The sequence below is a fragment of the Patescibacteria group bacterium genome (genome assembly GCA_041645165.1).
In the GTDB taxonomy this organism is placed as follows: domain Bacteria; phylum Patescibacteriota; class Patescibacteriia; order 2-02-FULL-49-11; family 2-02-FULL-49-11; genus 2-02-FULL-49-11.
Map to the genome: position 1 here is coordinate 1 of JBAZQN010000024.1, position 14,353 is coordinate 14,353.

Sequence of the window (14,353 nt, forward strand, 5' to 3'; positions counted from 1 at the left end):
TGAGGTATTCCCCCAGATAGCGGGAGAAGATTTCATTCTTGGTTGCCATAGTCATAGACGGCTACGGTAACCCAATTCTGATCTATCCGCTATTCTCTTGGTAACAGTTATTGTGAGCTATAACGATCACTCTCATTTTTTCAACTTACCTGCTATAATGAGAATTAAAAACGTCCGCATTAGCTACGATCGTACTATGTACGGACGTTTTTTTAATCGACTGTTTTTACGCCATAATTCTTACTTACTCTCTCTGATTATCTGCTACTATGGTACTCCAATGATTGGCACTTCTATTCCACCAATATACAGTTTCAGCGATGCCAAAAAAGAGAGAGACATAAAACAGATCCCCGAAAAGCGTATTTCGGAAAAAGGGCAAACCCATCCAGTAGCTCAAGAAGAGACCGTCCAGTGTTTTGGGGTAGAGTGTACCCCACGCCCACACTGCCCAGTTGGTGATCAGGAAAAAGAAAGTCGAGCCGAAAAATGCAACGCCACCAACACGCAGCCACCAACCGTGAAATCGTTTTTTTTTATTACTGGATCCCCGATCCTGGTCGGGGATGACACTGCGGAAGCGCCTCAACCAGATTCCAAAAATCCCCACAAGTACAAAACTCCCATACACTGACGCCATGATTAATGAATGATAAAAGCCGATCAGAATGTCAGAAAGAAACATGGCCGCTAAGGGCACCCAGAGCGAGTCGCGTTTTTTCAAATAGACCGCGCCAAAGAGTGCCAATGCCGCGATGGGAGTAAAATTCGGAGCATGAGGCAAGAGCCTGGCCACGGCACCCAACAACACGAGAAAATAGGGAAAGAATTTCATTACCGTGACTGCATTTTTCATAAATCCAAATTTCAAATATCAAATCAATGCCCAATGTCCAAATCTCAATGCCCAATTAATACTCAATTACCCAAATGACCAATTATGATATTGGGAATTTGGATTTGGGATTTTATTGGTCATTGGTCATTGGAAATTGGTGCTTCTCATTACAGTCCTTCTTTCTCCTCCTCATACTTCCACTCTATCACATCGCCGGGCTTGACCATATACTTGTCTGCGGCAATCGTTCCTGTCGTGCCATTCAGGTAATAGATCCACCAGCGCCCCTGTTCGCCCTTCACACCGCTGATGGACTCCACAAACGAGCCGAAATCATACGTTTTCATTTCCACCGGCACGCCCGCCAACCTGAATAAGTCAAGCGCCGTGCTATTGCCCTGATACACCAGCGGGTACTCATACGTTTTCGCGTCCTTGTTCGTGATTTTCAAAGTCACCATCTGCACGGTCGCCTGCTCCGCTGATTCTTGCTTCTGTATTTCCTTTTGCCACGGCAAAGAACAGCCCGCGGTGACTAAAACAAGGAATAAAATCACTAACAAACGTAAAATTCCTTCTTTGCGTTTCATAATATTTACATGAAAAATTTAGAAGCTTGAATCTAGAATCTAGTGGGATTATAGTATTTAAAAATCTATACCAATCTTTGCAAGTATTCCCTTATCATAAGGATGCTTTACTTTTTTCATTTCTGTCACGAGATCTGCGATTTCGAGAATTTCCTTTGCTACATGGTGCCCGGTAAGCACCACATGCACTCCTTTCTTTTTATTCCTTAACGCTTTCATTAAATCTTTGGCAGAAAATAATTTTTCCTCCACCGCGCGCAGCGCTTCATCAAGGATCACCACGTGAAATTTCCCTTTTCGAAGCGCCTCTTCCGCAGAACGCAATCCTTTCACCGCCGCCGCTTTGTGCTCCTCAAACGGCCTTTCGTCACCCTGTATCCCCACAAATCCTTCACCTGTTGTTTTTACATATAACTTCCCAATACGATTTTTGTATCTTGTATCTTGTATCTTGTATCTTACGAACACTTGAGCGAAAATTCTTTCGCCACTCGTCCACGTTATGCCTTTCCCCACCCCCGGATCGCTTTTGATAAACTGCAGCACCGCCACATTCATGCCCCGCCCCAACGCCCGCATCGCAAGCCCCAAGGCGGCGGTAGTCTTCCCTTTCCCGTCGCCATAATAAACGATGATGAATCCCTTCTCATACTTTTTCGCTGAATGCGCCATACCGCTCTCAATAGGGCGTTTCCGCCTTCACGCGATCAATAGGCTGGAAATGCTTCACATTTCTCGTAAGCAGTGTATATCCTTTCACGATTGCGGTGGCAGCAATAATGCAATCAGGAATATCGAGTCCCGTGGCATGAAGATATTCCTGCATGATCGCGATGCTCTTTGATGCGATCGCATTATCGGCGGCACGCACCGAAAAGTGCGCAAGCAAAGAGGAGGCGATTTGCTGGTCGCGTTTCGTCCGCACCCCGGCATATAATTCCAGCGCCGTGGCGAACGACACCGCCGCGCCCCCGCTCCGCTCGTCCTGCGCTTTGCTCAAGAGCGAATCCAAATATGCAACCGCGGGGGCGTATCTCCGCAAATAATCAACGAGCACTGACGTATCCAGCAGATACATAGGTTATAGCTTCCGAAGGAGCAAAGGGAGTTCTCGCTCGGACACGTTCTCCAACTGCGCAAAGGCGTCCTGAATCTCTTTGGTATGAGAGCCCCATGCGCGTGCCCTTAACGTTTCAAGCGCGTCAATCGGATAGGCATCTTCTTCATCCACCGCGCTGATTTTTGCCACCGGCTTATAATTCTTCATGATGAAAAAATACTTCTCACGAGGAAGTTGCTTGATGATTTGAGCTAATTTTCTCGATGCCTGCGTGATCGGTATAGTTTTTTCTAAAGGAATGGGCATATTGATTACACATTATTTTACATACTTTAATCATAACTATAATATGTATTATTGTCAATAAATTTCCGTGTAAGTGTCCACTGCCTATTGACACCCCCGCCTCCATCCTCCCCCTGCCGGAGGGGGAGGACAAACGGCGACAATGTTCTCCCCTGTGAGGGGGAGACTAAAAGAGGGGGTTTCAATCGTGAAGACATGCCCCCAGTGGACACTTACATTTCCGTCGCCGTTGTAGACCATCACTAATCCCTGTGGTGCATTTCTCTTTATGGGTATACCCCGTATATCAACATCCAACGCCAAACGTGGTTGGCATTGAAGTAAGCTTTAACATGAAAGCGACCTTGGTGTATTGAATCATAGTAAAATTTGTAGATAACGTTTGGCGATCAGTGAGGGAGGCTATGTAAAAATCTGCAATACGGTCAATCCTCATCCAGTAGTACTCCATCTATATTCTGCTTAAAGATTCCCGCCTCCCTCTTGGATGTTGTATTTCGGGGCATGCGCGCTGATTACAACGCGGAGCCTCATCGACCCCGCGTGTTAATTTCCACTCTGAATAATATCTACTCTGTCTCTTTGATAAAATCTTCAAAAGAGGTTATTTTTGAAACTTTCAATTGATTATTCATTTTATTGTATATCTCTTTGATATCAATAAAGAGATTATCCCACTCTTTCCATTTTGGCAACACAGTACCTTCGTGATACTTCAATACTTCTTCTAGGCTCTGCTGAATGCCTACTTGTTCCTCCTCTACTAATTTCCGTGCATTTTTATACTTTGGTTTTTCCGTAAAACCTAACGTTCCACGATCAGCATCAAATTTCGTATCTATTTCTGCCAAAAGCTTACGCCACCGCGAATTTTGATGTCCTAAATTTTCCTGTGAATACTCCTTAGTCACTAATAATTCCACATTCACATCTAACGCTTTAAATTTTTCATTCAACTTATTTATTAATTCGCTTGTCGCCGAATATTTACTTTCTCTCTCTGCTTCTAACCGCCTTAGGTCGGCACGTATGTTGTGCAATGCACCTATTTTTACATCCCAATCAGTATGGAACTGTTCAATAAGCTTCTGGTCTGATACTCGCTTCCTTTCTTCTTCCGCCATTGCTGCTGCTTCCTTGACCTCTCTCTCAACCTGCTCGCGCGCACCTTCCTGCATGCCGCCGTGATATAAGAGCAGCTTGTTATAACGCTCCACCCGTAACTTTTCAATCTCTTCATCCGCACCACTACCTTTCTCACTTCTTATCGCAGTCTCTTCTTGTGCGGAAATTAAATCTGACGGAAGGCCAGTAGACCATAGCTTTTCCTGTCTCTCCTGTGAAAACTTTTGCCACGCTTCGGCAGTATGGGTGGGCTTAAGAAAAGATGAAAGAGCCTTATCGCCGTCAATACGGAATGAATCAGAATATTTACTATCAAATGTTAGAGTAATTCCAAACTTTTTTAATTCCGCAACTAGTTGCTCGTCTCTTACATCAAGGTTATAACCACGAGCTATCATATCATGCATCATAATTTGAAACTCTGCTTCATTACGTGAACCATGCATCGTAAATTGAGGTTTCTGTCCAGTTTTGGTCTCATAAAGTATTTTCTGATCACTTTCAAACCTATCAATATCCTCTTTAAGATCACTAACGGTACGCTCGAACTGGTTGAGATTCTTGTCTTTGCCTGCAATCTTTTCTCTCTTAAGAGGCGAATCCAAATTCGTTTCTTGCGCTTCAAGGAACTGTTGGAGAGAAGCTAGTGTTTGTTTTGCTTCATAGAGATGGAGCTCAATCGCAGCCTTGAGAAGTTCATTCGTGGAACCAGGTTGGTTAATATCCATCTTCGTTTGTAGTTGTTGACAATAACGAGTAAATAATCCAGCATATTCGCGCAATTTCTCAAACGATACATGATGGGCATGCTCCTTCTCCCCTTCTGGCGTTTGCGCAAGATCTGCCATTTGAAAGATTCTTCTTGCCTTTTCCTGCATTCCTTGTAAAATCTCCCATGATCCTGCTCCCCATCTTTGCTCATCCCATGGAAATGACTTAATGGTTCCTTTACCTTGAATTAGGTCATCATATTGAGGAATTGTTTTGAGGAGCCGCGGCACTGACGCTTTTGCTTCCGCAAACATGGCCTGATCTGCTTTTTTCGCCTTCTCTATCTCTGGTCCTTTGCCGAATTCGTCCATTGCCTGCTCTTCCTCTGCCTGCGATCTCTCAAGGGTCCAATTACTATAAATAGTTTTAATGTCTAACAAGGGATCCTCCTTTACCTTTTCCGCTCTTGGCGCTGTAACTGCTGCAGCCGCCTCTGCTCCATCCCTACCATATTCTTTTATAATAAAATCCCGCGCACGGGGATCGAGTTCGCTCCGCAAAGTTTTATCCATCTCAGCGAATGTTGCGTCGATCCCCTCCCATGCTGCTCTTTCGCCCCTGACTAGCGCAGGCATTACAGCGGATTTATCTTTTCTTAACACTCCAGTAGGCTGTCCTTCGTCATACTCACCTTGACGCTCAGTAATCACTTTACCTGCTATGGAATCCCTTGTCCCAGACCTTTCCTCCTGAAATCTCTTCTCTACTTCTTCTGCTTTGACTTCATGATCGGTAGCTCTATCAACGGTATGCACCGTCGCGGTTGCCCCAGACATTGCATCCACTGCCATTTGCCATGCCTTGGTCTTTCCCTCTACTTTACCTTGCCAACTTTTTAAAAAGGCTTGAGCAGTCGCTTTTGCTTCTTCTAATTCTCTCTTTTGCTGATCCAATCTCTGTGCCTTTGCTGCCTCTTCTTCTGCCAACGCTGCCGCCACCTCACTGGATGCATCACCATGGTAAGACATAAATTCTCTATATTAAATGCTAAACGCGCGGGCGAAGACCCGAGTGGCACAATAAAGTAAGTGCAATTATATTTTGCGCCGATTTCTTGCACTTGTCTAGAGGATTAAAACCCACACCTTAACCTCTCCCTAAAAGGGAGAGGGGTAAGCGGATGTGCGTGAATCTGCGTCTTAAGAGCACCCCGACGTGTCGCCGCAGTTCAAACATTTATAGCAGCTGGCGTTTCGCACCATGATGGAGCCGCAGGTGGCGCAGATCGGCGCATCCATCTGGTTTTGGATCATGCGGGTGAGCGATACGGCGATATTTTCCTCCACCATGATCTGCCCCTGCGCGGAAGGAGCGGCGGCCGCGGCAGGCGCATACGCGGCGGTGTCGCGCATTTCGCTCTGCAGGCCTTTGTGTTCGTGGTCATTCCCGGTTCCGTTCCCGTTCCCATTTCCCTTAACATGCAACGGAAGCGCGGCAGGCACGTCGCCGTTCGTCTGGTCCTCAAGAGTCTGCAACCCCAGCGACATGAGATCTTCAGGTGATAAAAATTGGAATGCCATCCATCGGAAGATGTAGTCAACAATGGATTTCGCGATGCGGACGCGGTCATTGCTGGTATATCCCGCAGGCTCAAATCGCACGTGGGCGAATTTCTTCACCAGGAATTTCAAAGGCACGCCGTATTGCAAAGCGAATGAGATCGCGACCGCGAATGAATCAAGCAATCCTGACAGGGTGGATCCCTCCTTATTCATCGTAATGAACATTTCACCCGGCAAACCGTCTTCATACAGTCCCACGGTGAGATACCCCTCATGCCCGCCAATGGTAAACTTGTGCGTAATGGCGTTCCGCACGTCAGAGAGTTTCTTCCGCAAAGGGCGCTCCACCACCTTCTCTAAAATTTCCGGCACAGCCGCATGGCCTGATGATGCTGCTTTTTCTTCTAATACTTTGCCAGTTTCTGCTTCCTTCTTGGTCGTCAGGGGCTGGGTCTTCTTGCACCCGTCGCGGTAAATCGCAATGGCTTTCAGACCCAAGTGCCATGCTTCCATATACACGTGCGCAATATCATCGGGCGTCACGTCCTCTGGCATATTGACCGTTTTCGAAATGGCGCCGGATATAAAAGGCTGCACTGCCGCCATCATCCGCACATGGCCCATGTACGGAATGGTGCGCGTGCCGCGCTGCGCCTTGAACGCGCAGTCAAAAATAGGCAGGTGTTTCTCCTGAAGGTACGGCGCTCCTTCCAAGGTATCGGTTTCTTCGATAAAGGCCATAATCCCGCGAATCTGGTCTTCTAGATACCCTAAGCGACGGAGCGCTTCGGGCACTGAATTGTTCACGAGCTTGATCATGCCGCCTCCCACCAGCCACTTATACCGCACGAGCGCGATCTCCGGCTCAATGCCGGTAGTGTCACAATCCATGAGAAATGAAATGGTGCCGGTAGGTGCTACCACTGAAATCTGCGCATTTCTGAAGCCATTTTGGTAACCGCGCTCATACGCCTCGTCCCATGACACCCGGGCCGCGGCCATGAGGTCTTCCGGCACGCCTTCCTCACGAATTTCCCATGCGGCAGTGCGGTGCATGTTTATGACATTGAGGAATGGTTCGCGATTTTCCGGATAATATTTAAAAGTCCCAAGCTCCCGCGCGATAAGCGCGGACTGCCGATAGGCCTGCCCGGACATGAGCGCGCTCACCGCAGCCGCGTAGTTTCTTCCCTCGTCCGAATCATACGGCACGCCGCGCGTCATGAGCACTGAACCCAAATTTGAGTACCCTATCCCTAATGGCCTGAAATCAAATGAATTTTGGGTAATGGTCGGCGTGGGATAGCCGGAGTTGCCCACAATGATCTCCATGGCGGTGATAAGAACTTCCACGCCATGCGCGAACGCGCCTGGATCAAACTCCCCGTCCTCCCTGCGGAATTTCATCAGATTCAAGGAGGCGAGGTTGCAGGCAGTATCATCAAGGAACATGTATTCGGAACATGGATTTGACGCGTTAATCCTGCCGGAATTGGGACAGGGGTTCCACCGGTTGATGGTGGTGTCGAATTGCATGCCGGGATCTCCACACTGCCATGCGGCATCCGCTATTTCCTGCATGACTTCGCCTGCAGGCTTCGTCCAGGCGACCGCGCTGTCAGTGATATTGCGGGCATGCCAGTCTTTTTTTTCTGCCACCGCCTGCATAAACGCATCGGTCGCGCGTACGGAATTATTGGCGTTCTGGAACTGGATGGAGTGCCAGGCAGAGCCATTCAAGGACATATCATACCCATGCTCCCCCAAAATCCACGCTTTCTTCTCCTCCTCTGCTTTGGAGCGGATAAACTCCAGAATATCAGGGTGGTCGGCGTTAAGGATCACCATTTTTGCGGCCCTTCTCGTGGTGCCCCCTGATTTGATGGCGCCCGCGGACGCATCTGCGCCGCGCATGAATGAAATCGGCCCCGATGCAATCCCCCCGCCAGTAAGCGTTTCTTTAGAAGAGCGCAAGGGGCTTAAATTAATGCCCGAGCCTGATCCGCCTTTGAAAATCATGCCTTCCTCCCGTATCCACTCAAGGATGGAATCCATGGAATCCCTGATGGAGAGGATAAAACAAGCGGAACATTGCGGCGGGTCCTTCACGCCCACGTTAAACCATACGGGGCTGTTGAAGGCGCACCGCTGGGTGACGAGCATAAGGGTAAGCTCGTCTTCAAACGCCTGCACATCCGTTTCCGTGGCAAAGTAACCCCCTGTCTTCCCCCATCCCGCAATCGCATGGGCGACGCGCGTGAGCATCTGCTTTACGCTTGATTCACGCTCTAAGGTGCCCAATTTCCCGCGAAAATACTTCTGGGCAACTATATTGGTGGCGGTTTGGGACCAAAATTGGGGGACTTCCACGTCCTTTTGCTCGAAAATAAGCTCCCCCTTCTCATTGGTAATCTTGGCAGTCCTTTTTTCCCATACTATTCCTTCTGCCTCAAAAGGGTGCACGCCTTCCTTAGTCCAACGGCGTTTGAATGACAACCCTTGGGTCTTGCCTTGCGCGCTGCTCTTCCCCGCCTTCACGCTCTCTAAAGGGACAAGGGTTGATTTTTCGCTATCCCCGTTTCCCGGAACGCCTGCAACCTTAATGCTAGGAGGTTCTTGGCTCATGGTGCGGGTGCGAAGAGTGGCGGCGAGAAGTGTGGGTTCGGACATAAAAAGAGAGCGGGATAAAAGAAATAGAATTAAGGAATATTATTCTCTATATTTATACTTTTTTAAAACGTTTCTTAACCTTAAACGCCTTCGATGTCCTCGTACGCAATTTCTTCCCCATTCTGGGGCGCTCTCGGACTAACCGTGACAATTCCCGCTGGAAACGGCGCACATCTTCGAATTGGCGGTACACGGAAGCGAACCTGATGTAGCCCACTTTATCAAATTTTTCAAGATGCCGCATTACCAGCTCCCCTACCACAACCGAAGGAAGCTCCCTCTTCTTCGTTTTTTGGATATCCCGCTCTATGGCATTGATAAGTTTATGGAAATCTTCCTCGGTATAGGAGCGTTTTACCAAAGAATTCCGCACGCCTTCCTCGAGTTTCTTGCGGTCATACGATTCCCTGCGTCCGTCCCGCTTGATAATGGTAAAATCAAGGAGTTCTACCTGCTCATACGTGGAAAACCGGTACTTGCATTTAAGGCACGAGCGGCGTCTGCGGATAGAAAGCCCGTCTGCCGCGACACGGGAGTCAAGTACCCGAGTATCATGGAAGTTGCAGACGGGGCAATTCATTCGAATAGGTATTTATACTGTTCTTCAAGTAATTTTTATGGAAATCCTGCGTTAACCCCGTTACCATGGGCTTAACACCTCTATTGCGTTGGCCATCATTCCCCTTCGGGGTTGTTGCCATTTCCACCAAATGCGTATCTGCCTCTGGCATGACATCTACGGTCTCAACCACTCTGTAGCGTTCTGGTAACGGGGCAAATCAGCCGCTCTGATCTCTCCTCTTTTGAAGTCAGTAGTGTAATGATAGCGTATCCGCGCAAATTAGTATATCTTACTGCGCCTTAACCTCGAGAGATACAAGATATGGTATGTAGTGCTCTCATTATAGCACTACTGGTTGAGAAAATCAAAACCCCCTCCTCGGGGGTTTTCCTGTGGAAAACTTACTCTTTCAGACTAATCTCCTAGCCTTTTGCCTCTACCTTCTTATCCTCTAGATAGATGTGTCCTTGGTATCGGAGCTCTTCTCCATAACATACTGGCGGTATTACACGCTTTACCGTCTGACCTTCCACCCTCTCATTAGCCATATCTGCAGTCAACCTTGCGGCCTCACCTGCAGCCTCACCTGCAGTATCTTTACTAAATTTACAATGGGTTTCATATCTTCTTGATACCTCACGTTTATCTGCATAATTAGTGTTCACAAATTCCCCAAACGATTGCCCAATAGCGGGCAAGGGGCTATCGCCAAACGACACATTTACTGGCTTCATGAACGTATCCCTGTAGAAAATCCATTGCTTCAGGTGAAATTTTGCCGTAACTTGACGCAACAGTTGAACCAACGCTCGGTATTCCAAGCGGATCACTCCAGCTTTTGTCATTCGTATTGTCTAATGCTCGTTCCAAATTTAGTTGCAAATCTCTTATATTAAATATGTCTACCAGTTCACTTTGCGCATCTGGACTAATGTTGTCTATTTGTAGTGATTGATCCGTTATTGCCTTATTTAAATTTTCTATTTGCATTAGCATAATAGCCATCGGGTGATCAGTCCTTGCATTTTCTTGTGCACGTATGTCCTCCATTTTTTTATATACTTTGCCCGCTAACTCCTGAAGCTGCGCACGAAGCCTTTCCCCTGTTTCCGCGTTTTTCGTGATAGTTTGCCCAACGCTTACATCGCTGCTTGATTCTATTTCTGGCATCATAGGATTTGTTATTATTAATGGTTCTTCCGACTTTCCTATAGGCGCCGTGAGCGGCTCATCCGTTCCCTCCCTTAAGGTAAGGGAGGGTTGGGGTGAGTTATGAACGGTGCGCGCATACTTTTGTTTTGGCGAACTTATGCCTTTTATGCGCCAAACTTATAACTCCCCTTCGTCCCCTCTTACCTTAAGAGGGGAGTCCGCTGCGAACCTTATGACTTTAAGGGATTGCAAACTACCCGCACAAATGTCTGAAGAGCCTTATTAATAAGGTATATTTCTCTCCTTTAATCTTTAACTACCTTAATTCATCTTCTTCCTGATGAAGGCGGGAATCTCGAGCTCTTCCTCTTCTTTTATCTTTTGCGCTTCTTCTTCGCGGCTTGGCGGAAGAGGGTGGCGTTCCTGGAATACCGCGCGGCTTGTGGCGCTGGGAGCGGTTGTTCTCACGAATCCCTGCTGGGAGCGTCCGGCTCCTGCTTCCTGGGTATGGGTGCTTGATTTCGTGAGAGAAGGGCCGAACCCAGTGGCAATGACGGTAATCTTTACCTCATCCTTCAAGGTTTCATCTATCACTGCGCCGAATATGATCTTCGCATTGGGATCAGCGGATGCGGTAATGACGCGGGACGCCTCGGAAACTTCATTCATGGAAAGGTTGGGGCTTGCGGATATGGTAAAGAGTATGCCGCGTGCGCCGTCAATGGAAACCTCCAAAAGAGGCGAGTCAATGGCGGCTTTGGCCGCGTCAACCGCGCGCATCTCTCCGGTGCCGCGCCCGATCCCCATGAGTGCAGTACCCGCATCGCGCATGATAGCCCGCACATCTGCAAAATCCACATTGATGAGACCCGGAACCGTGATGATGTCTGAAATCCCCTGCACTCCCTGGCGGAGCACGTCATCCACCGTTTCAAACGCCGCGAGCAACGTCGTTTTCTTATCAACCACCTGGAAGATGCGGTCGTTCGGAATAGTGATGATAGTGTCAACTTTGCCCACGAGTTCGTCCAACCCCCGATCCGCGATCGCGCGGCGCTGCGCGCCTTCAAATGAAAATGGTTTCGTGACGACCGCCACAGTGAGCGCGCCGACCTCGCGTGCGAGATCTGCCACTATGGGAGACGCGCCGGTGCCGGTGCCGCCCCCGAGGCCGCAGGTGATAAATATCATGTCAGCGCCCTTCAAAGCGTCATGGATTTGTTCACTGTCCTCCTCTGCCGCCTTTCTGCCCAGTTCAGGGTCCATGCCCGCGCCCAATCCCCGCGTCACGGTCTGGCCGATGTGTATCTTTTTGGGCGCGCCATTGTGATGGAGCGCTTGCGCATCAGTATTGATAGAGATAAAATCAACCCCGCGCACCTTCGAGGCTACCATCCTATTAATGGCGGCGCCGCCGGATCCACCGATACCGACGACTTTGATCTTTGCGAACGTCTCGAGAGCGGGTTTTACTTCCATACGCTGGTGCGGCGAACCGCGTAAATGAGTTCCCATGGGATATTATAAATTAAACCCTGCACTTTAGTGGCGCAAACTGGCGTAGTGCTGGCGTAAACTAGCTTCTACTGATGGGGTATAGAAGCAACAGGCACCACATGATACGCTACTTAACGCTCATTATTGAAATTCCGATACGAGGACTTCTTAATGAGAAGCTGTGGAAAAATAGATTGCCCTTAGTATACCATCTTCTGTGGATAACACAATCCCCTTCCCTATCAGTAGTATTGAACAATATTAGTGTTCAAACAAACCGCAGATAGACGCGGATTGTCACGCTTGGCTTTAACGCGGATATACGCAGATATCTATTTTAAGGAAGTAGCGACCGGAACCAATGCAGTACATGGCGAGGCGCGTCTTTAAACGAAGAAATTTGAGAGAATTTGAAATGGCTGTTCCCTGCGTTTTTCGAAAGCTCAAACCCCCATCTCACCAAACCGCTTGCAGTGGTAAACGTGGTATCTTGCACCTTGTCAATGGGACTCATGACATTCACGGGGAGCCCCAAGGAGCTGGGGAGCCTGCATACGCGTTTCGCCACCTCGGTTAGCCCTGGAAGTTTGGCGCCCCCGCCGGTGAGTACTACCCCTGCAGGCAACATGCCGGAACGGTTGTATTTCACCAGTTCCCGATCCACGTGTTCGAATATCTCTTCTACCCGCGCTTCAATAATATCGCAGATCTGCCGCACCGATACGCGTTCATGTTCAGTATCCGAGTACTCGCTTAAGTTCACCTCTTCGCGCTTTGACACTTCCGCCGCGATTCCCTGACCGTATTCAAGCTTCAATTTCTCCGCGACCTCAAGCGAGGTACGCAACCCGATCGCCACATCTGACGTCACATGGGATCCTCCGATAGGAATGACCGCAGTCGCAAGCAGGTCGCCTTCCTCAAATATCGCCATGCTCGTGAGCGCCGAGCCGATGTTCACGATCGCCACCCCCAGCTCTTTTTGGCGCGGCGTCAAGGTCGCTTCAGCCGCGGCAAGTATGGAGAATACGATGTCATCAATATCGATCCCCGCGCGGAATACGGTTTTGGTCACATTGCGGATCTGGCTGGAAAGCCCTTGGATTATTTTCGCTTCCACATCCAAACGCACTCCCGTCATGCCAACAGGATCTTTGATGCCGGTCTGCTGGTCAACCGTGAAGTAGCGAGGAATCACATGAAGGATTTCTGCATTGGGTGGGGTAGCGACTGCTTGCGCCGCTTCAATCGCCCGCTCTACGTCTTCTTCTCGGATCTCACCGTTCGCGCGAGAGACCGCTATCACCCCGTGAGAAGGGATGGAAGTAATCATCGGCGTCGCAATGCCGACATACGCGCTCTCGACAGGCACCCCCGACATGCGCTCTAATTGTTCAAGACAAAGGGAAAGCGCTGATACCGTATCCTCAATGCTCGTGATGGCTCCTTTGGTAATGCCTGCGGAAGGAACCTCTGCAACGCCAATAATAGAGCACTGCTGGTCTTGTCCCTGCGTCGTGCCCATAACCGCGCGAATAGCGCTTGAACCAAAGTCAATTCCCGTAATGACGTGCCTACGTGCCATACTTAATTGAAAATCACCCGTAAAAGTAAAGTTCTCGCTCCTTCTCGTCTTAGTATACGATTTACAGTGCTTTCACACCATTGTGGATAAATTAACCTTCGGAACTTTAATGGCGTAAACTGGCGTAGTGCTGGCGTAAACTGGCTTCTACTGATGGGGTATAAAAGCTACCAGTCGCCACATGATACGCTACTTAACGCTCATTATTGAAATCTTGATACCATAAATTATTCCAACGCTCCCACCCCTATTTGCCGCAAATCGCTGTTGGTAATGCCATTGCTTAAGAAACGCATGATCTGGTAGGCAAGATCGCCGTCTTTGAGGTAGTAACGCTTGCCATCGTGGATATACCAGGCTTGGCCGCGGTTTTGCACCTGGAGAACGATCCGACCGTCCAAACTATTGGCAAAACTTGAATCAAGGCTCAAACTCCCTGAACCCAGTGGGTTATAGAATTTTTTAATCTCTTCACCGTCATTAAAGCCGTCGCCATCGGTATCGGGCTTGTTTTTGTCCGTGCCAATCGCCTCTTCCAGGCGGTCATCAAGCCCGTCGCCGTCAGAGTCGTTTCTTTCAGCGCGCTCTTCGAGCCCCACGGGTATTTTCCTCAAGTTCGCGTCGGAAATGCCGAGGCCAAACGCTTGCAGGGCGCGATACGCGCTCTCGCCGTCTTTGAGGTAGAATCGCTGTTC

13 protein-coding genes are annotated in these 14,353 nt (G+C 48.8%); all 13 read right to left on the bottom strand.

Annotation, left to right across the window (positions count from 1 at the left end):
• Positions 1 to 244: 244 nt before the first annotated feature.
• Positions 245 to 856, bottom strand: a complete 612-nt coding sequence (locus WC659_06785) for a DUF6580 family putative transport protein (protein MFA4873600.1) — start codon at positions 854 to 856, stop codon at positions 245 to 247.
• 149 nt (positions 857 to 1,005) lie between these two features.
• Positions 1,006 to 1,428, bottom strand: a complete 423-nt coding sequence (locus tag WC659_06790) for a DUF4430 domain-containing protein (GenBank protein MFA4873601.1) — start codon at positions 1,426 to 1,428, stop codon at positions 1,006 to 1,008.
• A 57-nt stretch (positions 1,429 to 1,485) separates the two neighbouring features.
• Positions 1,486 to 2,100 (bottom strand): cob(I)yrinic acid a,c-diamide adenosyltransferase, encoded by a 615-nt coding sequence (locus WC659_06795; protein MFA4873602.1) that lies wholly within the window; start codon positions 2,098 to 2,100, stop codon positions 1,486 to 1,488.
• A 7-nt stretch (positions 2,101 to 2,107) separates the two neighbouring features.
• Positions 2,108 to 2,506 (bottom strand): type II toxin-antitoxin system VapC family toxin, encoded by a 399-nt coding sequence (locus WC659_06800; protein ID MFA4873603.1) that lies wholly within the window; start codon positions 2,504 to 2,506, stop codon positions 2,108 to 2,110.
• A 3-nt stretch (positions 2,507 to 2,509) separates the two neighbouring features.
• Positions 2,510 to 2,794: a hypothetical protein gene (locus WC659_06805; GenBank protein ID MFA4873604.1), complete on the bottom strand. Its 285-nt coding sequence runs from the start codon at positions 2,792 to 2,794 to the stop codon at positions 2,510 to 2,512.
• 569 nt (positions 2,795 to 3,363) lie between these two features.
• Positions 3,364 to 5,658 carry a hypothetical protein gene (locus tag WC659_06810; GenBank protein MFA4873605.1) on the bottom strand — a complete coding sequence of 765 codons (2,295 nt, stop codon included), beginning with the start codon at positions 5,656 to 5,658 and terminating at the stop codon, positions 3,364 to 3,366.
• Positions 5,659 to 5,829: 171 nt separating this feature from the next.
• Entirely contained in the window at positions 5,830 to 8,862 is a 3,033-nt protein-coding gene (locus WC659_06815; protein MFA4873606.1) for a vitamin B12-dependent ribonucleotide reductase, read from the bottom strand.
• Between the two features lie 52 nt (positions 8,863 to 8,914).
• Positions 8,915 to 9,442: a transcriptional regulator NrdR gene (gene nrdR, locus WC659_06820; GenBank protein ID MFA4873607.1), complete on the bottom strand. Its 528-nt coding sequence runs from the start codon at positions 9,440 to 9,442 to the stop codon at positions 8,915 to 8,917.
• A gap of 404 nt (positions 9,443 to 9,846) precedes the next feature.
• A complete protein-coding gene (locus WC659_06825) occupies positions 9,847 to 10,089 on the bottom strand; it encodes a hypothetical protein (protein ID MFA4873608.1) in 243 nt (80 codons plus the stop codon).
• Positions 10,090 to 10,126: 37 nt separating this feature from the next.
• The gene (locus WC659_06830) at positions 10,127 to 10,597 is read right to left on the bottom strand and encodes a hypothetical protein (protein MFA4873609.1); all 471 of its coding nucleotides are present in this window, start codon (positions 10,595 to 10,597) and stop codon (positions 10,127 to 10,129) included.
• A 300-nt stretch (positions 10,598 to 10,897) separates the two neighbouring features.
• On the bottom strand, positions 10,898 to 12,055 hold the full coding sequence (ftsZ, locus tag WC659_06835) for a cell division protein FtsZ (protein ID MFA4873610.1): 1,158 nt from the start codon (positions 12,053 to 12,055) through the stop codon (positions 10,898 to 10,900).
• A gap of 355 nt (positions 12,056 to 12,410) precedes the next feature.
• Positions 12,411 to 13,658, bottom strand: coding sequence for a cell division protein FtsA (gene ftsA / locus WC659_06840; protein ID MFA4873611.1), 1,248 nt, complete (start codon positions 13,656 to 13,658; stop codon positions 12,411 to 12,413).
• Between the two features lie 227 nt (positions 13,659 to 13,885).
• The coding region (locus WC659_06845) for a hypothetical protein (protein MFA4873612.1) at positions 13,886 to 14,353 on the bottom strand (468 nt) is incomplete at its 5' end.